This window comes from Mycetocola sp. 2940 (genome assembly GCF_040548835.1).
In the GTDB taxonomy this organism is placed as follows: Bacteria; Actinomycetota; Actinomycetes; order Actinomycetales; family Microbacteriaceae; genus Mycetocola_A.
On record NZ_JBEPSK010000001.1, the window covers coordinates 117,386 to 136,092 of the forward strand.

The following is an 18,707-nucleotide window of genomic DNA, read 5'->3' on the forward strand; positions in this document are numbered from 1 at the left end:
AGGTAGCGATGTCCAACCCGCTGAAGAAGACCATGGTCTACCTTGGCCTCGCAGACGATGATCTCGAGTACGAGGAAAACCAGACCGCTGCTCCCGCCGCGGCGCCTGCCGCGTCGAACACGCACAGCCAGTCGAACACCAACACGCCTGCCGCGGCACCGGTCCAGAACCGCGCCCCCGTGACCCCCCTGCGCCGGCCGACGGCCACCAAACAGGCCGCCCCCGTCGAGCTCAACGAGATCCTCACGGTGCACCCCAAGCAGTACCGCGACGCACAGGTCATCGCAGAGACGTTCCGTGACGGAGTTCCCGTCATCATCAACCTCTCGCAGATGAGCGAAGGCGACGCCAAGCGGCTCATCGACTTTGCCAGCGGCCTGTCGCAGGGTCTTTACGGCAAGATCGAACGCGTCACCAGCAAGGTGTTCCTGCTCTCACCCGCTCACGTCGCCGTGCTCGGCGATGCAGGCGGTGCTGTCGCTGATGCAGAGTCCACCTTCTTCGCTCAGCAATAATTGAGGGGTGGACTCCGTTCTTTCGCTTCTCCGAGGCATCCTTTACTTTGCCCTCCTGCTCTATTTCTTCGTCATGTGGGCGCGATTCGGCCTTGATCTGGTTCGCTCGTTCAAACCGAGATGGCGACCGACCGGCACCGGGCTGGTTGCTGCCGAACTCGTCTTCTCGCTGACGGATCCTCCGATCCGGTTCTTCCGCCGCATCCTGCCGCCGGTGCGGATCGGCGCCTTCGCCCTCGACTTCGGCTGGAGCATCACCATGCTCTGCGTCATCATCGCGATGACGCTGGTGAATCTCCTGCGTTGATCATCACGGCGGGGTATCCTGTTATCCACGTGCCCAACCTGTTACGCCCGCCAGCAGTCGCTGCTGGTGTTTGCTAGCGTAGGCACGTCCATTCGAGCTCAAACAAGTAAGAGGTGGGAAGCCATGGCGCTAACTCCGGAAGATGTAGTCAACAAGCAGTTCCAGCAGACCAAGTTCCGCGAGGGCTATGACCAGGACGAAGTCGATGACTTCCTGGACGAGGTGGTCGTCGAGCTCCGCCGCCTGCTGCAGGAGAACAACGAGCTGAAGGCACGTCTCGAGGGTTCGGACGCCGGCGAGACCCAGGCTCAGCCCGCCGCTGAGGCAGCGCCTGCCGCCGCTCCCGTGGTCGCAGCGCCCGCAGCGCCCGCTCCGACACCTGCCTCCGGGCAGGACGACTCAGAATCCTCCTCGAGCCTGCTTCAGCTGGCGCGCCGTCTTCACGACGAGCACGTCCGTGAAGGCGCCGAGAAGCGCGACTCCCTCGTCGCCGAAGGGCACGCCACCGCGGCGCGGGTCGTTGCCGAGGCCGAGGCCAAGCAGCGTGCGCAGATGAACATCCTCAACGAGGAGCGTTCAACCCTCGAGAAGAAGATCGACGAACTGCGTATCTTCGAGCGGGAGTACCGCCAGAAGCTCCGTGGCTACATCGAGAGCCAGCTCAAGGAGCTCGACGCCAACGGCGGCCCCAGCGCGCAGGGAACGGGCTCCGGCTACGTGACCAGCGAAAAGTCCAACGTCTAACTCTTGCCAGAAGAAACGGCCCAGCCGAAGAACACGCCGGCTGGGCCTCCCCGGATTCGGGCGCTCGTCGTTGTCGCGGTCCTCGCGGCAACGGCGCTCGCGCTCGACCAGTTCACCAAATACCTCGTCGTCTCCACCCTGCCGGAGGGCGAGCAGGTGAAGGTTCTTGGCGATCTGCTTCTCCTGCAGTTCGTCAAAAACCCCGGCGCGGCGTTCTCCCTCGCCGCAGGGAGCACCTGGATCTTTTCGATCCTCGCGGCCGTCGTGACCGTCGTCATCATCGCGTTCGCCCGACGCATCCGATCGATGGGGTGGGCCGTCGTCTTCGGGCTCCTTCTCGGGGGCGTGCTCGGCAACCTCACCGACCGGCTGTTCCGCGAACCCTCGTTCGGTCTCGGACACGTCATCGACTTCATCTCCACTCCGTGGATGATCCCCGCGATCTACAACATCGCCGACATCTGCATCGTCACGAGCATGGGCCTGTTCATTCTGCTCACGATCCGCGGCGTCAACCTCGACGGGACCCGGACGGTGTCGTCGAAGCACGCCAACACGGATGCCCCTGCGGTCGCGACGGATCCAGGCCCCGCAGCAGACACCGATCACCCGGCCGACGGCGCCGAGCCGCGCGTCGAACCGCACCGCTCGGACGCCTGATGGAAACGAGGAGCCTGCCCGTCCCCGACGGGCTCGACGGCGAACGTGTCGATGCCGGCCTCGCGAAGGTGCTCGGGTTCTCGCGGACCTTCGCCGCTGACGTCGCCGAGGCCGGTGGCGTGAGCGTCGACGGCCGCCCGGCAGGAAAGTCAGACCGGCTGCACGCCGGTGCCTGGCTCGAAGTCAGCTGGACCCCGCGGCAGGAGCCAGTTGTGGTGCCCGTGATCGTGAGCGACCTCACCGTCGTTCACGACGACGACGACATCATCGTCGTCAATAAACCCATCGGCGTCGCCGCGCACCCCTCGGTCGGCTGGACCGGCCCCACCGTCCTCGGCGCCCTCGCCGGGGCCGGCTACACCGTGTCGACCTCGGGGTCGGCCGAGCGCGCGGGAATCGTCCACCGGCTCGACGTCGGAACCACCGGACTCATGGTCGTCGCCAAGAGCGAACAGGCCTACACGCACCTCAAACGCGCTTTTCACGACCGTGAGGTCGACAAGGTGTACCACGCCGTCGTGCAGGGCCACCCGGATCCCCTCACCGGTACGATCGACGCGCCGATCGGGCGGCACCCGAAGCACGACTGGAAATTCGCCGTCACGGCCGATGGCAAGCCGTCGATCACGCACTACGAAACGGTCGAAGCCTTCCCGAGCGCGTCATTGCTCGAGATCCACCTCGAAAGCGGCAGGACCCACCAGATCCGCGTGCACATGGCAGCGCAGCGGCATCCCTGCGTCGGCGACCCGCTCTACGGCGCAGACCCCAGACTCTCGGCACGGCTCGGCCTCACCCGGCAATGGCTCCATGCCGCACAGCTGTCGTTCACGCACCCGGGGTCGGGGGAGTGGGTCACCTACGACGCGGCCTACCCCGCCGATCTGCAGCACGCCCTCGATGTCCTCCGTGAGGATTAGGCTGGATGTTCAGCCACCCAGTTCTCCGGAGAAGTCTTGCCCGCATCTGACGACTCATTCGTTCACCTTCACGTTCACAGCGAGTTCTCGATGCTCGACGGCGCCGCCCGCGTCAAACCCCTGATCGACGCCGCGGTATCCGAAGGGATGCCGGCGGTCGCGGTCACCGACCACGGCAACATGTTCGGCTCGTTCGACTTCTGGCGCACGGCAACCTCGGCCGGGATCAAACCGATCATCGGCACCGAGGCGTACATCACCCCGGGCACCCACCGCACCGACAAGACGCGGGTGAAGTGGGGAACCAGCGCGCAGAGCCGTGACGACGTCTCGGGCAGCGGCGCGTACACGCACATGACGCTCCTCTCCGAGACGACCGAGGGAATGCACAACCTGTTCCGGATGTCGTCGCTCGCGTCGATCGAGGGGTACTACTTCAAACCCCGCATGGACCGCGAACTGCTCTCCACCTACGCCAAGGGGATCATCGGAACGACCGGCTGTGCCGGTGGCGAGATCCAGACGCGGCTGCGGCTCGGACAGTACGACGAGGCGAAAGCGGCGGCCGCCGAGTTCCGCGACATCTTCGGCAAGGACAACTTCTTCTGCGAAGTCATGGACCACGGCATCGACGTCGAGCGTCGCACCATGACGGACCTGTTCCGTCTGGCCAAAGAGCTCGACCTGCCGCTCGTCGCCACCAACGACCTCCATTACACGCACGCCCACGACGCGAAGGCGCACGCGGCTCTGCTCTGCGTGCAGTCCGGGTCGACCCTCGATGACCCGAACCGGTTCAAGTTCGACGCCGACGAGTTCTACCTCAAGTCCGCACAGCAGATGCGCCAGATCTTCCGCGACCACCCGGACGCCTGCGACAACACGCTCGCGATCGCCGAACGCTGCAACGTGGAGTTCAACACGAGCGCCAGCTATATGCCGCGCTTCCCCGTGCCCGCCGGTGAGACCGAGGAGACCTGGTTCATCCAGGAGGTCGAACGGGGCCTCGTCTCGCGCTACCCGAACGGCATCCCTGACGACGTGCGCGCCCGCGCGAACTACGAGGCCGGCGTCATCGTGCAGATGGGTTTTCCCGGGTACTTCCTCGTCGTCTCCGACTTCATCAAGTGGTCGAAGGAGAACGGCATCCGGGTCGGTCCCGGCCGTGGCTCAGGAGCCGGATCGATGGTCGCGTACGCAATGAGGATCACCGATCTCGACCCGATCGTGCATGGTCTGATCTTCGAGCGGTTCCTCAACCCCGACCGTGTGTCGATGCCTGACTTCGACGTCGACTTCGACGATCGGCGACGGGGTGAAGTGATCAACTACGTCACCCGGAAATACGGCGATGAGCGCGTTGCCCAGATCGTGACCTACGGCACGATCAAGGCCAAGCAGGCGCTCAAGGACTCTTCCCGCGTGCTCGGGTTCCCCTTCGGCATGGGCGACAAGCTCACCAAGGCGATGCCGCCGCCCGTCATGGGCAAGGACGTCCCGCTGACCGGGATCTTCGACAAGACGCACCCTCGCTACAAGGAAGCCGTCGACATCCGGACGATCGTCGAGACGGATGCCGAAGCGAAAACCGTGTTCGACACCGCTCTCGGCATCGAGAACCTCAAGCGGCAATGGGGCGTGCACGCCGCCGGCGTGATCATGTCGAGCGATCCGCTGATCGACATCATCCCGATCATGAAGCGCGAGCAGGACGGCCAGATCGTCACGCAGTTCGACTACCCGGCGTGTGAGGCCCTCGGACTGATCAAGATGGACTTCCTCGGGCTGCGCAACCTCACCATCGTGAGCGACGCCCTCGACAACATCGAGTCGAACCGCGGCACCCGGATCGAACTCGAGGAACTCGCGCTCGACGATCCGGGTGCCTACGAACTCCTCGCCCGCGGTGACACCCTCGGGGTGTTCCAGCTCGACGGCGGGCCGATGCGCAGCCTCCTGCGGCTGATGAAGCCCGACAACTTCGAAGACATCTCCGCGGTCATCGCCCTGTACCGGCCCGGGCCGATGGGCGCCGACTCCCACACGAACTACGCCCTGCGCAAGAACGGCCTGCAGCCGATCACGCCGATCCACCCCGAACTCGAGGAACCCCTCCAGGAGATCCTCGGCGGTACCCACGGCCTGATCATCTATCAGGAGCAGGTGATGAGCGTCGCGCAGAAGCTGGCCGGCTTCTCGCTCGGCCAGGCAGACATCCTCCGCCGCGCCATGGGCAAGAAGAAGAAGTCGGAGCTCGACAAGCAGTTCGAGGGCTTCAGCGGCGGCATGCGCGAACGCGGCTACTCCGACGCCGCCATCAAGGCGGTCTGGGACATTCTGCTGCCGTTCTCGGACTACGCATTCAACAAGGCGCACTCCGCCGCGTACGGCGTCGTCTCCTACTGGACCGCCTTCCTCAAGGCCCACTACCCGGCCGAGTACATGGCCGCCCTGCTCACGAGCGTCGGCGACTCCAAAGACAAAGCAGCGATCTACCTCAACGAGTGCCGCCGGATGGGAATCCAGGTGCTCCCGCCCGACGTGAACGAGTCGATCGGGTTCTTCCGCGCCGTCGGCGAGGACATCCGATTCGGGCTCGGCGCGGTCCGCAACGTCGGATTCAACGTCGTCGAGGCGATTCGTGCGGCGCGGGAGTCGGAGGGCGAGTTCACCTCGTTCCACGACTTCCTCCGCAAAGTGCCGCTGCAGGTGGCCAACAAACGCACGATGGAATCCCTCATCAAGGCCGGCGCGTTCGACTCGCTCGGCGCCACCCGCCGGGGTCTCATCGAGATCCACGAGGATGCCGTCGATTCGGCGGTCAGCCTCAAGCGCAATGAGGCCAACGGACAGGTGGACCTGTTCGGCGGCATCTTCGACCTGGACGCGCCGGCCGAGTCCGCACCGGACCGCCCGGAGTGGTCGAAGAAAGACAAACTCGCCTTCGAACGCGAGATGCTCGGCCTGTACGTCTCTGACCACCCGCTTGCCGGACTCGAACTGCAGCTCGCGAAACACGCCACGACCACGATCACCGACCTGCTCACGTCGGAGCACACGCAGGACGGCGACACCGTGACCATCGCGGGCCTCACCACCAGCGTGCAGCACCGGGTGGCGAAAACCTCGGGCAACCAGTACGGCATGATCCAGGTCGAGGACTTCGGCGGTGAGATCACCGTCATGTTCATGGGTAAGGCCTACCAGGAGTTCGCCCCGACACTCATCAACGACTCCGTCGTCGTCGTGCGCGGCCGTGTGAGCATGCGAGACGACGGCATGAACCTGCACGCGTACAGTATCTTCTCGCCTGACGTGGAGCAGGGCGGCATCTCCGGCCCGCTGACCCTCACGATGCCAGACGCCCGTGCCACGACCGAACTCGTGACGCAACTCGGTGGCATCCTGACCCGCCACTCGGGCGACGCCGAAGTGCGGCTGAAGCTGGTGCGCGGCGACGTCGCACGCGTGTTCGAGATCCCGTACCCGGTCAAGGTGACCCCGGACCTGTTCGGCGAACTGAAGTCGCTCCTCGGCCCGAATTGCCTCGGTTGACACTACGCTCGAACCGGACGCATGCCCGTGGTGGCGACCGTCCGGACTGCCAGAAACGAAGGAATACCCCATGACCAACCCGAACACGCCGCAACACCCGGAAGGCACAGGGCCGGTCGCGGGGGAGCCCCAGCAGCAGCCACCCTTCGCGCCGCGGCCGCCCTACGGCGAGGCCGGTGGATATCCGCCGCAGCCGTACCCCGCTCCGCAGCCTTCCTATGCGCCACCGGGTGCGGCCCCGCAACCCGGTTACCAGCAGCCCGGCTACCAGCAACCCGGCTACCCGCAACCCGGCTACCCGCAACCCGGTTACGCGCAGCAGCCGTTCGCTCCGGCGTCCCCGCAGCAACCGGCACCCGCCGCATCACGGCCGGTTCGGCCGCCGCGCCCCAAGGTCGACCGCAACGGCGTGCCCTACGGCGTCGGACCGTTCACACTGCGTGAAGCGCTCTTCCTCGGGGCGGCCGCCCTCGTCCTGATCGCCTCCTTCCTGCCGTTCCTCGCGGGGGATTACGCGGATGTCTTCGGTTACGCGAGCGCCTGGTCTCCCGCGCCCTGGCTCGTCCTGCCCGCGGCGCTCCTCCTCGTTGCCGCCGCCGCGCTTGTCGTTGCCCGTCGGCTCGCCCGGACCCGGCGTCTTTCGGTGGGTTCGCTGTCTGTCGACCAGTTCGCGTCGGCGGCTTCCCTCGTCACCGCCGGCTTCTACCTCGGCGCCCTTTTCCTCATCCTGGGGTTCCCGGCCTGGTTCGGTGGCGGGTCGGACATCCTCGAACCAGGGGCAGGCGTGGTCGTCGGACTTCTGTTCTCCCTCCTCGCGGTGGTCGTCACGACCATCGCACCCTGGATCCCGTTGTTCAGTGCCGACTTCCTCGGCCGGCCCCCGGTCGACGCCCATCCCGTTGCGCGTCCTGCCAACGCGGTCCCGCGGCGCCCGCGCGCCGAGCGTCCCGCGGCAGCGCCGCAGCAGCCTGCGCCGTACCCCCGCGAGTCCGGCCTGTCTATGCCGAAGGCCGGACCGGGAGAGTTCGCCGCCTACCAGCGCAAGGGATCCCAGGCCGCCCCGCCTGTCGACGAGCCCGTCGCCCTGTTCCTCTCCTCCACCGGCGCGGTCGCCCCGGTGGGCGCTGCGGCCTACCCGCCGGAGCACACGTCCATCCCGGAGCAGGCGCCGGACACAGCCCCAGACGCGCGGCCGGTCGAGCCGACGCGGGCTCCCGGCCAGCAGGCCGTTGAGGGCCAGCAGGCGGTTGAGGACCAGCCTGCGGCTTCCGCTTCCGCTGGCGAGCGTCCCTCGGATGCCGAAGCGACGCGGGCACTGCCGATCGAGTCCGACGACGAACGAGAGGCACCCCCGGTCGCTGTCGAACCGGCATCCGTCGACCCGGTCGTTGCCACCGAGGTCCCCGCCGTCGACCCGCAGGGGGTCGCCGCGGTGCCGTTCGATAAATACCGGGACGACCACGACAGCGACAACGACCAGGACAGCGACGACGACCAGGACAGCGACGCCTCCGGGCCAGCGCCTGTCTCAGCGTTCAGCCATGTTTCGGCCCGCGCCGCAGCGGACGCGTCTGGCGCCGAGGCGTCCGACGACTCCGGTCCCATCGCTTCGGCGCCGACCGCGGTCTTCTCGACCCAGCCGTTCTGGGTCTACTCACCTGTGCCGCGTCCTGTCGTCGACGAGGTCTCCGGCGCGACGGTCTTCGAGATCGGCCCGACCGCGTGGGCACTCGCCATCGTCGATCGGGGGTCGGAGCTCGTCATGCGGCACGACGACGGGCGAATCGGCGTGCTGCGGAACATCGAAGGCATCACTCGGGGGTGAGGTCAGGCGATGTCGCCCGGACGAACGTACCGCCGCTCGTGGTAGATGAGTGGCTCGTCGTCCGGGCCGATCTCTCCGCCCTCGATCTGCACGACGACGACAGCGCTGTTGTGCACCGACAGCCGTTCGATGATTCTGCCGCTCATCCACGTCGTGACGCCGTCGAGAATCGGCAGGCCGTCAGCCCCCTCGTGCCAGTGGTTACCGATGAACCGGGCGGCGTGATCGCCGCTCATGATCTCTGCGAGCCCGCGGTTCCGTGCGCCGAGCATGTGGATGGCGACCCGTTCGGTCGAGGCGATCGCCGGCCACGAACTCGCGCTTCGCGCCATGTTGAACGTCGCAAGCGGTGGAACGGCGGCCAGCGACGCCAGAGACGTCGCCGTGAACGCGACGGGCACTCCCGCTGCGTCCCGTGCAGTGATCACCGCGACTCCGGCTGCGTGACGGCGGAAAGCAGCTTTGAAGGCGTCGAGGTCGGGTTGCATCGAATTCATCGCTGTGTGCTTTCTCTCAAGACGGATGCCGGCCGGGCCGTGCGCGCACCCGCCGGAGGAAGCATCCGGCCAGGGCGTGGCAGATAAGCTGGGATCGCCATGATCCAGACTCTCGACCTCCGCGGAATCAAGCCTACCCGCGCGCAACTGCTCTCTCTCATCCCACGACCGGTCGTCGACGTCTCCGTCGCGTCGGATGCCGCCAGCCGGCTGATCGACGAGGTGAGGGCGGACGGCGAACAGGCCCTCCAGCGTCACGCGGCCCAGTTCGACGGGGTGGACGGGGTGGCCATCCGAGTCGACCCTGCCGGTGTCAGCGCCGCGGTGGACGCACTGGACCCGGGTGTCCGCAGCGCCCTCGAGGCGGCTATCGAGCGGGTGCGCAGTGCAACCAGCGCCCAGGTCCCCGACCCGGTGACGACAACTCTCGCGCCCGGGGCCACCGTTCGCCAGCGGTGGCAACCGGTCGACCGGGTCGGACTCTACGTTCCGGGCGGCAAGGCCGTGTACCCGTCCAGTGTCGTCATGAACGTCGTCGCCGCGCAGGTCGCCGGAGTCGGTTCGATCGCCCTCGCGTCGCCGGCGCAGCGCGAGCACGGGGGAGCGGTACACCCCACCATCCTCGCCGCAGCCGGGCTCCTCGGCATCAACGAGATCTACGCGATGGGCGGCGCGAGCGCGATCGGCGCCCTCGCGTACGGCGTCCCGTCGCTCGGTCTCGACCCGGTCGACGTGGTCACGGGGCCAGGCAACATCTACGTCGCCGCCGCCAAACGGCTCGTCCGCGGCGTGGTCGGCATCGACTCCGAAGCCGGGACGACCGAAATCCTCGTGATCGCCGACAGTTCGGCAGACCCGCTGCTCGTCGCCGCGGACCTCGTCAGCCAGGCCGAGCACGACGAAGCGGCCGCGTCGCTCCTCGTCACCGACTCGCCCGAGCTGGCGGACGCGGTCGAAGCACACCTCGGCACGCTCGCGGGAACGACCGAGCACTCAGCCCGGGTCACCGAAGCGCTCGGCGGACCGCAGTCGGCGATCGTGCTCGTCGACAACCTCGACGAAGCCGCCCGGTTCAGCAACGCCTACGGGCCTGAGCACCTCGAGATCCAGACCGCGGACAACGAAGCCGTCCTCGGTGCCATCACGAGCGCCGGCGCGATCTTCCTCGGGGCACACTCGCCCGTCAGCCTCGGGGACTACCTCGCCGGCTCCAACCACGTCCTGCCCACCGGAGGTCAGTCGCGGTTCTCCTCCGGGCTCGGCGCGTACACCTTCCTGCGCCCGCAGCAGGTCATCGACTACGACCGGGCGGCCCTCGCCGAGGTGGCCGCGCAGGTGGTCGCGTTGTCGCGCGCTGAAGCACTCCCCGCGCACGGTGACGCCGTCACGGCGCGGTTCCCGACGGACTGAGCCGCCAGGTTCGCCGACTCCGAGTTGCCGGCGATCATGTTCACCCGGCCGGGGCACATCAGGTGCTGCCCGTCGTCTCGGCGCTCGCGCAGGCGATCCTGAGGTCGGACCTGCTCGTCGGCTCCGCTCTCGCGCGGGTGTTTTCGCCGGGAGCGGGCGCAACCGCGCCCGCGCGCGCCTGAAAGACCCGCGCAGGGTCTGGGGAGCGAGTCGTCGGAAGGACGGCCGTGGAGAACCCGTGGCACGGCATCCGTGGCTTGGATGACGTCCGGGTCCTCTCGGAAGGGCTTGCGCGGGTCTTTTTGCCCGGGCGCAGGCGCAATCGCACCTGCGCGCGACTGAAAGACCCGCGCGTGTGCAGGAGCGATCCAGCCGCAGCTTGCACCGCTCATCCGGTCGTCTTTCGGTGTGCGCAAAAGCACCGGGTCGCTGCCGTTCCGAGCCCCTCGCGCGACCGGAAGGGCGGATGCCTCGTGCATGGCTGCGGCACGGCATCCCGTGGTGCTGATCATGTCCACATACGACGGTGCGCGGGTGTTTTCGTCGGGCGCGGGCGCGATCGCACCCGCGCGCGACCGGGATACCCGCGCGGCGGATCCTGAGGCCGGCCGGCTCGTCGCTCCGCGCTCGCGCGGGTGTTTTCGTCGGGCGCGGGCGCGATCGCACCCGCGCGCGACCGGGATACCCGCGCGGCCGATCGTGAGGCCGGCCGGAACACCCGCGCCAAGCCTTGAACGCGCCCCGGTCGGCAGCCCGCGGCTTCCACCAGACCAGACCAGACCAGACCAGACCAGACCAGACCGCAGCCCTGCGCCCTCGGCTAGTCTTGATCCATGTTCTGCCCGTTCTGCCGTCACCCCGATTCCCGCGTCATCGACTCACGCACCAGCGATGATGGACTCTCCATCCGCCGGCGCCGGCAGTGCCCGTCGTGCGGTCGACGCTTCTCGACGACCGAGACCGCCAGCCTCAACGTGATCAAGCGCAGCGGAGTGGTCGAGCCGTTCAGCCGGGAGAAGGTCGTTTCGGGCGTGCGCAAGGCGTGCCAGGGCCGGCCGGTGACGGACTCCGACCTCGCTGTGCTCGCCCAGAAGGTCGAGGAGTCGATCCGGCAGACCGGCACCAGCCAGATCGACGCCAACGAGATCGGGCTCGCGATCCTCACGCCGCTCCGCGAGCTCGACGAGGTCGCCTACCTCCGGTTCGCCAGTGTCTACCAGGCGTTCGATTCACTCGAGGACTTCGAGGACGCGATCACCCTGCTTCGGAACGAGCACGAGACGACGGATGCTCCAAAGGAAGCCACGGCGGAGCCCGCGCAGGCGTGACACCGGCTGCAGGGTAACCTTGCAACGGCATGTATCGCATTCTCTTCACCTCCGTCCTGTCCAGGCTTGATCCTGAACGCGCCCACCACCTCGCCTTCGTTGCGATCCAGGCGTTGCCCGCACTCGGGCTCGCCCGGGTGGCCCGGCGCTTCACCCGGCCGCAGGCCGACCTCGGTGTCGACACCCTCGGTTTGCACTTCGACAGCCCATTCGGTGTCGCTGCCGGGTTCGACAAGGACGGCGACGCGGTGATCGGGCTCGGTGCCCTCGGCTTCGGCCACGTGGAGGTCGGAACCCTGACCGCGCACTCCCAGCCCGGGAACCCCAAGCCGCGGTTGTTCCGCCTCGTGCCCGACCGCGCCGTGATCAACCGGATGGGTTTCAACAACGGGGGAGCGGCATCCGCTGCGCGTCGCCTGGCCCGTATCCGGACCGTCCCCGGGCGCCCGGTCCTCGGGGTCAACATCGGCAAGAGCCGCGTCGTCGGCGTCGAAGCCGCCATCGCCGACTACCTCACCAGCACGCGGCTGCTCGCTCCCGTCGCCGACTACCTCGTCGTCAACGTCAGCTCGCCGAACACGCCGGGACTCCGCGGCCTGCAGGAACTCGACAAACTCGCACCGCTCCTCACCGCCGTCAAGCAGGCCGCCGGTGCCACACCACTCCTGGTGAAGATTGCGCCCGACCTCACTGACGACGAGGTTCGGCGGATCGCGGAACTCGCTGTCGAGGTCGGCCTGGACGGGATCATCGCGACGAACACCACGATCGCCCGAACCGGGCTGTCGACACCCGCTGCCGTCGTCGAAGCCGCGGGAGCGGGGGGACTCTCCGGAGCCCCGCTCGCGGCTCGGTCGCTCGAGGTGCTGCGGCTCATCCGCTCCGTCGTCCCGGCAGGGCTCTGCGTGATCTCGGTGGGCGGCGTGGAGACCGCAGAGGATGTCGCCGAACGGCTGGCGGCCGGTGCCACCCTCGTGCAGGGTTACACGGCGTTCCTCTACCAGGGACCACTCTGGGCGCGCCAGATCAACCGCGGTCTCAGCGAACGCCGAACCGCGGCCTGAGCCGGATCAGCCTCAGACGGGGCGCTGCCCGCGCTTGACCTGCGGCTTCGGCAGACGCAGCACACGCATCTGGAACGCGCGCATCGCCGCATACCAGCGCACACCGCGCTCGACCGAGTTCTCACCGAACTTCGCGGCGAGCTTCTTCTTGACCTGGAAGCCGAGCCAGATCGCGTCGAGCACGGCGATCGCGAAGAACACCCACAGCAGCAGCATCGCATAGACCTGAACCACCGCGGGGAAGAGGGTGAGGACGATCACGAGGAACATGACCGGGATCAGGAACTCACCGACGTTGAAGCGGGAGTCGACGACGTCGCGGACGAAGCGCTTCTGCACGCCGCGGTCACGCACCGGAAGGTAGCGTTCGTCGCCGGCGGCCAGGCCGAGACGGGCTTTCTCGCGGGACTCGGCCATCTTGGCCTTCGCTGCCTTCGCCGCTTCCTTGCGGTCGCCGGGCACCAGCGGGCGCTTATTGAGCGCTTCCCTCTCCTTGCGGGTCGGGGTGGGGCGGCCCTTGCCGCCGGCGAGACGGTCAGCCGTCTCCTGGGCGGTTTCGAGAACGGGCTCGGAAGACGAGTCTGGGGTGTGCTTGGTCACGATGAGTCCTTGCGCTGGATATCTCTTAAGATTACCTGCATGACCGATACCGCCGAGCACGTCCCTTCACTTTCTGCCGTCGACGAAGCGATCCGCGAGTCGGTCGCGACCGGGCTGCCGTCGACGATCGCCGACCTGTCGCGCCTGGTGCGGATCCCGAGTGTCTCCTGGGCTGCCTTCGATCCGGCCCACGTGCGGCAGAGCGCTGAGGCGGTCGCGGCCCTGGCGGAGGCGACCGGGGTCTTCGACAGCGTCGAGATCCGGCAGGCCCCGATCGGCGAAGGGACGGAACTCGGGCAACCCGCCGTGCTCGCCACCAGGAAGGCCAGGAACGGCCGGCCCACGGTGATGCTCTACGCGCACCACGACGTCCAGCCGCCCGGGAAGGACGAGGACTGGGACTCGAAGCCGTTCGAACCGACCGTGCGCGGCGACCGCATCTACGGGCGCGGCGCCGCCGACGACAAGGCGGGCGTGATGGCGCACATCGCATCGCTCCGCGCCCTCACCGACGCCGTCGGAGACGACTTCGACCTCGGCCTGGCGCTCTTCATCGAGGGCGAAGAGGAGTTCGGTTCCCGCTCGTTCGCCAATTTCCTCTCCGCCAACCGTGAGGCGCTCTCAGCGGATGCCATCATCGTCGCGGATTCGAATAACTGGGACGAGAAGACGCCGGCGCTCACCATCGCCCTGCGCGGCAACGTCACGTTCCGCCTCACCATCCGAACCCTCGAGCACGCCTCGCATTCCGGGATGTTCGGGGGAGCGGTCCCGGATGCCATGCTCGCCGGCATCCGACTCCTGGCCACCTTCTGGGACGACGCCGGCTCGGTCGCCGTCGACGGCCTCACCCGGCACGAGGGGGAGACCCCGGAGTACTCCGAGGAGCAGCTCCGCGCAGAAGCCGGACTGCTGCCGGGGACCAGGCCGATCGGCACCGGCCCGATCCTCAGCCGGATCTGGTCGCAGCCGTCGATCACCGTCACCGGCATCGACGCCCCCACCGTCGCGAACGCATCCAACACCCTGTCCCCGTCCATCTCCGTCAAGATCAGCGCGCGGGTCGCCCCCGGCCAGAGCGCCAGGGATGCCGCCGACGCGATCGAGCGTCATCTCACGGCGAACGCGCCGTTCGGGGCGACGATCGAAATCGACGACCTCGACGTCGGCGACCCGTTCCTCGTCGACACCAGTGGATATGCGGTCGGCGAGGCGAAACGCGCGATGGCGGATGCCTGGGGCGTCGAACCTGTCGAGCTCGGCGTCGGCGGGTCGATTCCGTTCATCGCCGACCTGGTGCGCGAGTTCCCGAAAGCGGAGATCCTCGTCACCGGGGTGGAGGACCCGCACTCCCGGGCGCACAGCCCGAACGAATCCCTGCACCTCGGGGTGTTCTCCCGCTCGATCCTCGCTGAGGCGCTGCTGCTCGGTCGCCTGAACGCGAACGAGCGCTGAGGCCGCATTCGCCTGGCCGGGAATTCCCACAGGACTCGCCCGGTTGAGATGCGTAGAATGAATCCGGAATTCGCAATACCTGCGAGCACGACCTACCAAGGAGAGTCATGAGCGACACGACGCTGACATCCGCCCCGCCCGCTCACGGCGTCGGGCTGAGCGACACGGCAGCAGCCAAGGTGAAGAGCCTGCTCGAGCAGGAAGGTCGCGACGACCTCCGACTCCGGGTCGCTGTGCAGCCCGGCGGCTGCTCCGGCCTCATCTACCAGCTGTACTTCGACGAGCGTGTCCTCGACGGAGACGCCACTGTCGACTTCAACGGCGTCGAGGTCATCGTCGACAAGATGAGCGTTCCGTACCTCGACGGCGCCTCGATCGACTTCGAAGACACCATCCAGAAGCAGGGTTTCACGATCGACAACCCCAACGCAGGCGGCAGTTGCGCCTGCGGAGACAGCTTCCACTAGGCGGATATTCAGGTTTTCGTGCAGGGGACGCGCCGGGAACGGTGCGTCCCCTGCACCGTTTAACCCGGGCGGAGCCGCTGGAATCCGGGCGACGGGCCCGAAATGGTCCAGAGCCGCGCGTGGGATCGGGCTAGACTGATGGCTGAAATAACACTGTCATCGAAAGGTCCCAGGTGCGCTCGAATCGTCGACTCCGATGGGCTGCTATACCGGTTGCTCTCACGCTTGCCGTGGTTCTGGCCGGCTGTACCCAGGCCGAACTGCACGGCTATCTCCCAGGTTTTGTGGAGGGCGAACCGCCCGTCACCAACCACACCGAGCGGGTAGCCGGTCTGTGGGTCACCTCGTGGATCATCCTCCTCCTCGTGGGTCTGCTCACCTGGGGGCTCATCATCTGGGCCATCGTGGTCTACCGCCGCAGGAAGGGCCAGACCGGCCTGCCGGTCCAGATGCGCTACAACATGCCGATCGAGATCTTCTACACGATCGTGCCGCTCATCCTCGTCCTCGGGTTCTTCGCCTTCACGGCGCGGGACCAGGCTGCCATTGAGACGCAGCACGACGACCCCGACGTGGAGATCTCGGTCTTCGCGAAGCAGTGGGCCTGGGACTTCATCTACGAAGAAGCAGTGAACGGCGAAGACGTCTGGTCCGCCGGCGTCCAGGGTGAGCAGGAAGAAGGCGCCGAACGCGGCACCATCGACCAGGAGAAGCTCCCGACCCTGTACCTGCCGGTCGGCGCGGACGTCACCATCGCTCTCGAATCGCGCGACGTCATCCACTCGTTCTGGGTCATCGACTTCCTCTACAAGAAGGACATGTTCCCCGGAAAAACCAACTACATGTCGTTCACTCCTGAACGTGAGGGAACCTACGCCGGAAAGTGCGCCGAGCTCTGTGGCGAATACCACTCGCTCATGCTCTTCAACGTCGAGGTCGTCTCGCAGGCCGAGTACGACGACTACCTGCAGTCGCTTGCCGACAAGGACCAGATCGGCGAATTCGACGAAGAGTTCTCTCGCAACACCAACTTGCCAGGGACCGATGCCGTCGAGCGCGCCGAGGAAGAAGGTAACTAGCCATGGCTACGACACTCGAGATTCCGGCCGGGCAGGCCCGTGTTCTCAACAAGAACACCGTCGAGCGCAAGGGCAACGTCCTCGTCAGCTGGATCACCTCCACTGACCACAAGACGATCGGGTACATGTACCTGATCGCCTCGTTCCTGTTCTTCCTCATCGGCGGCGTGATGGCGCTGATCATCCGGGCGCAGCTGTTCGAGCCGGGTCTCAGCATCCTGGAGACGAAGGAACAGTACAACCAGCTGTTCACCATGCACGGCACGATCATGCTGCTCATGTTCGCGACGCCGCTGTTCGCCGGTTTCGCCAACGCGCTCATGCCGCTGCAGATTGGTGCCCCTGACGTCGCTTTCCCGCGGCTCAACGCGTTCGCGTTCTGGCTGTTCCTGTTCGGCAGCCTGCTGGCCGTCGGTGGCTTCCTCACCCCGCAGGGTGCGGCATCCTTCGGCTGGTTCGCCTACGCGCCGTTGTCGAGCACGACGTTCTCGCCGGGTATCGGCGGAAACCTCTGGGTGCTCGGTCTTGCACTCTCCGGCTTCGGAACGATCCTCGGTGGCGTGAACTTCATCACGACGATCATCACGATGCGCGCACCCGGCATGACCATGTTCCGGATGCCGATTTTCACCTGGAACACCCTCGTCACGTCGCTCCTCGTCCTGATGGCCTTCCCGGTCCTCGCGGCCGCGCTCTTCGCGCTCGGCGCCGACCGGGTGTTCGGCGCCCACATCTACGACGCCGAGAACGGCGGAGTGATCCTCTGGCAGCACCTGTTCTGGTTCTTCGGCCACCCCGAGGTGTACATCATCGCGCTGCCGTTCTTCGGCATCGTGAGCGAGGTCTTCCCCGTCTTCAGCCGCAAACCGATCTTCGGGTACAAGACGCTGGTCTATGCGACGATCTCGATCGCGGCACTGTCTGTCACCGTGTGGGCGCACCACATGTACGTCACCGGGTCCGTCCTGCTGCCGTTCTTCGCCCTCATGACGATGCTCATCGCTGTTCCGACCGGTGTGAAGATCTTCAACTGGGTCGGCACGATGTGGCGCGGATCGGTGACCTTCGAGACCCCGATGCTCTGGGCGATCGGCTTCCTGATCACCTTCACGTTCGGTGGCCTCACCGGTGTGATCCTGGCCTCCCCGCCGCTCGACTTCCACGTGTCCGACACCTACTTCGTTGTGGCGCACTTCCACTACGTCGTGTTCGGTACCGTCGTCTTCGCCATGTTCAGCGGGTTCTACTTCTGGTGGCCCAAGTGGACCGGCAAGATGCTCAACGAGCGGCTCGGCTACTGGCACTTCTGGTTGCTCTTCATCGGGTTCCACACGACGTTCCTCATCCAGCACTGGCTCGGCGTCGTCGGTATGCCCCGGCGGTACGCGACGTACTCACCTGAGGACGGGTTCACCTGGATGAACCAGCTGTCCTCGGTCGGGTCGATGATCCTCGCGCTGTCGATGCTGCCGTTCTTCCTGAACGTCTACGTCACCGCACGCAAGGCGCCGAAGGTCACCGTCAACGACCCGTGGGGTTACGGCGGATCGCTCGAGTGGGCGACCTCCTGCCCGCCGCCCCGCCACAACTTCACGTCGATTCCGCGCATTCGTTCCGAGCGCCCGGCCTTCGACCTGAACCACCCCGAAGCCGGCATCCCCGTCGGTATCGGACCGGCGAAGGATGCCCCGGATGCCCCAACGTACGACCGCGCGGAAGGTGAAGTGAAGTAATGAAAGCGAACGTCAACCTCTTCTGGATCCTTGCCGTCTTCTTCGGCCTTGCCGACGTGCTGTACATCGTCTGGAGCCTGACGGACACCCGCGAGATCGAGGAGGTCGGAGCCGTCGCCCTGGGGCTGTCGGCGATCCTGTCGCTGTTCCTCGGTTTCTACCTCAACCGGGTGCACCGCCACCAGGGCGGCGAACTGCCCGAAGACATCCTCAGCGCGAACATCGATGACGGTGACCCTGAACTCGGGCACTTCAGCCCGTGGAGCTGGTGGCCGATCATCATGGCCGGCGGTGGGGCGCTCATGATGCTTGGACTCTCCGTCGGATTCTGGATGTCCTTCATTGCCGCACCGCTCCTGCTCGTCGCCGTGATCGGCTGGACGTACGAGTATTACCGGGGCTACCACGCCCACTGACAACCTCAGATCGACGAACGGCCAGGCGCTTCAGCGCCTGGCCGTTTGCCGGTTCGTTGCCCCCGCGCAAGGCCGGCGGGGGAGCCGCCACCGGGCCGCGCTGCCCCGTCTCATAATCAGGAGATCTCGACC

General features: G+C 66.8%; 17 protein-coding genes. 15 read left to right on the top strand and 2 right to left on the bottom strand.

Features of this window, described 5'->3' with window-relative positions; all coding sequences use genetic code 11:
• Positions 1–8: 8 nt before the first annotated feature.
• The 7 genes from ABIE24_RS00565 (at position 9) to ABIE24_RS00595 (ending at position 8,526) form a co-directional block, all read left to right on the top strand.
• Positions 9–515 (top strand): cell division protein SepF, encoded by a 507-nt coding sequence (locus ABIE24_RS00565; protein WP_354495780.1) that lies wholly within the window; start codon positions 9–11, stop codon positions 513–515.
• Between the two features lie 7 nt (positions 516–522).
• Complete coding sequence (locus tag ABIE24_RS00570) at positions 523–822, top strand: YggT family protein (protein WP_354495781.1); 300 nt, start codon at positions 523–525, stop codon at positions 820–822.
• A 123-nt stretch (positions 823–945) separates the two neighbouring features.
• Complete coding sequence (locus ABIE24_RS00575) at positions 946–1,566, top strand: DivIVA domain-containing protein (RefSeq protein ID WP_354495782.1); 621 nt, start codon at positions 946–948, stop codon at positions 1,564–1,566.
• Between the two features lie 3 nt (positions 1,567–1,569).
• Positions 1,570–2,226 carry a signal peptidase II gene (gene lspA / locus ABIE24_RS00580; protein ID WP_354495783.1) on the top strand — a complete coding sequence of 219 codons (657 nt, stop codon included), beginning with the start codon at positions 1,570–1,572 and terminating at the stop codon, positions 2,224–2,226.
• Positions 2,226–3,146 carry an RluA family pseudouridine synthase gene (locus tag ABIE24_RS00585; RefSeq protein ID WP_354495784.1) on the top strand — a complete coding sequence of 307 codons (921 nt, stop codon included), beginning with the start codon at positions 2,226–2,228 and terminating at the stop codon, positions 3,144–3,146. The genes lspA and ABIE24_RS00585 overlap by 1 nt, the downstream gene beginning before the upstream one ends.
• Before the next feature lie 36 nt (positions 3,147–3,182).
• Positions 3,183–6,701: a DNA polymerase III subunit alpha gene (gene dnaE / locus ABIE24_RS00590; RefSeq protein WP_354495785.1), complete on the top strand. Its 3,519-nt coding sequence runs from the start codon at positions 3,183–3,185 to the stop codon at positions 6,699–6,701.
• Between the two features lie 70 nt (positions 6,702–6,771).
• Entirely contained in the window at positions 6,772–8,526 is a 1,755-nt protein-coding gene (locus ABIE24_RS00595; RefSeq protein ID WP_354495786.1) for a hypothetical protein, read from the top strand.
• A gap of 2 nt (positions 8,527–8,528) precedes the next feature.
• Here ABIE24_RS00595 and ABIE24_RS00600 read toward each other — a convergent pair whose 3' ends face one another.
• Positions 8,529–9,023, bottom strand: a complete 495-nt coding sequence (locus ABIE24_RS00600; RefSeq protein ID WP_354495787.1) for a flavin reductase family protein — start codon at positions 9,021–9,023, stop codon at positions 8,529–8,531.
• 99 nt (positions 9,024–9,122) lie between these two features.
• On the opposite strand from ABIE24_RS00600, the gene hisD reads away from it, so the two are divergent.
• The 3 genes from hisD to ABIE24_RS00615 all read left to right on the top strand — a co-directional run bounded on the left by hisD (position 9,123) and on the right by ABIE24_RS00615 (position 12,825).
• Positions 9,123–10,433 carry a histidinol dehydrogenase gene (hisD, locus tag ABIE24_RS00605; RefSeq protein WP_354495788.1) on the top strand — a complete coding sequence of 437 codons (1,311 nt, stop codon included), beginning with the start codon at positions 9,123–9,125 and terminating at the stop codon, positions 10,431–10,433.
• Positions 10,434–11,266: 833 nt separating this feature from the next.
• The gene (nrdR, locus tag ABIE24_RS00610) at positions 11,267–11,761 is read left to right on the top strand and encodes a transcriptional regulator NrdR (protein ID WP_354495789.1); all 495 of its coding nucleotides are present in this window, start codon (positions 11,267–11,269) and stop codon (positions 11,759–11,761) included.
• A gap of 29 nt (positions 11,762–11,790) precedes the next feature.
• On the top strand, positions 11,791–12,825 hold the full coding sequence (locus ABIE24_RS00615; protein ID WP_354495790.1) for a quinone-dependent dihydroorotate dehydrogenase: 1,035 nt from the start codon (positions 11,791–11,793) through the stop codon (positions 12,823–12,825).
• 12 nt (positions 12,826–12,837) lie between these two features.
• Here the strand turns inward: ABIE24_RS00615 and ABIE24_RS00620 are convergent, their stop codons facing one another.
• Positions 12,838–13,425: a DUF3043 domain-containing protein gene (locus ABIE24_RS00620; RefSeq protein ID WP_354495791.1), complete on the bottom strand. Its 588-nt coding sequence runs from the start codon at positions 13,423–13,425 to the stop codon at positions 12,838–12,840.
• A 39-nt stretch (positions 13,426–13,464) separates the two neighbouring features.
• On the opposite strand from ABIE24_RS00620, the gene ABIE24_RS00625 reads away from it, so the two are divergent.
• From ABIE24_RS00625 to ABIE24_RS00645, 5 genes are all read left to right on the top strand, one after another.
• Positions 13,465–14,880: a dipeptidase gene (locus tag ABIE24_RS00625; protein ID WP_354495792.1), complete on the top strand. Its 1,416-nt coding sequence runs from the start codon at positions 13,465–13,467 to the stop codon at positions 14,878–14,880.
• A gap of 107 nt (positions 14,881–14,987) precedes the next feature.
• A complete protein-coding gene (gene erpA, locus ABIE24_RS00630; protein ID WP_354495794.1) occupies positions 14,988–15,347 on the top strand; it encodes an iron-sulfur cluster insertion protein ErpA in 360 nt (119 codons plus the stop codon).
• A gap of 173 nt (positions 15,348–15,520) precedes the next feature.
• Positions 15,521–16,426, top strand: coding sequence for an aa3-type cytochrome oxidase subunit II (ctaC, locus tag ABIE24_RS00635; RefSeq protein ID WP_354495796.1), 906 nt, complete (start codon positions 15,521–15,523; stop codon positions 16,424–16,426).
• 2 nt (positions 16,427–16,428) lie between these two features.
• Positions 16,429–18,159, top strand: a complete 1,731-nt coding sequence (gene ctaD, locus ABIE24_RS00640) for an aa3-type cytochrome oxidase subunit I (RefSeq protein ID WP_354495798.1) — start codon at positions 16,429–16,431, stop codon at positions 18,157–18,159.
• Positions 18,159–18,575: a cytochrome c oxidase subunit 4 gene (locus tag ABIE24_RS00645; RefSeq protein ID WP_354495800.1), complete on the top strand. Its 417-nt coding sequence runs from the start codon at positions 18,159–18,161 to the stop codon at positions 18,573–18,575. The genes ctaD and ABIE24_RS00645 overlap by 1 nt, the downstream gene beginning before the upstream one ends.
• Positions 18,576–18,707 lie beyond the last annotated feature (132 nt).

Excerpts from the sequence above, each read along its gene's own strand:
- ABIE24_RS00565 (WP_354495780.1), top strand. The coding sequence starts at position 9 with ATGTCCAACCCGCTGAAGAAGACCATGGTCTACCTTGGCCTCGCAGAC.
- ABIE24_RS00575 (WP_354495782.1), top strand. The coding sequence starts at position 946 with ATGGCGCTAACTCCGGAAGATGTAGTCAACAAGCAGTTCCAGCAGACC.
- ABIE24_RS00585 (WP_354495784.1), top strand. The coding sequence starts at position 2,226 with ATGGAAACGAGGAGCCTGCCCGTCCCCGACGGGCTCGACGGCGAACGT.
- ABIE24_RS00595 (WP_354495786.1), top strand. The coding sequence starts at position 6,772 with ATGACCAACCCGAACACGCCGCAACACCCGGAAGGCACAGGGCCGGTC.
- ABIE24_RS00600 (WP_354495787.1), bottom strand. The coding sequence starts at position 9,023 with ATGAATTCGATGCAACCCGACCTCGACGCCTTCAAAGCTGCTTTCCGC.
- hisD (WP_354495788.1), top strand. The coding sequence starts at position 9,123 with ATGATCCAGACTCTCGACCTCCGCGGAATCAAGCCTACCCGCGCGCAA.
- nrdR (WP_354495789.1), top strand. The coding sequence starts at position 11,267 with ATGTTCTGCCCGTTCTGCCGTCACCCCGATTCCCGCGTCATCGACTCA.
- ABIE24_RS00615 (WP_354495790.1), top strand. The coding sequence starts at position 11,791 with ATGTATCGCATTCTCTTCACCTCCGTCCTGTCCAGGCTTGATCCTGAA.
- ABIE24_RS00625 (WP_354495792.1), top strand. The coding sequence starts at position 13,465 with ATGACCGATACCGCCGAGCACGTCCCTTCACTTTCTGCCGTCGACGAA.
- erpA (WP_354495794.1), top strand. The coding sequence starts at position 14,988 with ATGAGCGACACGACGCTGACATCCGCCCCGCCCGCTCACGGCGTCGGG.
- ctaD (WP_354495798.1), top strand. The coding sequence starts at position 16,429 with ATGGCTACGACACTCGAGATTCCGGCCGGGCAGGCCCGTGTTCTCAAC.
- ABIE24_RS00645 (WP_354495800.1), top strand. The coding sequence starts at position 18,159 with ATGAAAGCGAACGTCAACCTCTTCTGGATCCTTGCCGTCTTCTTCGGC.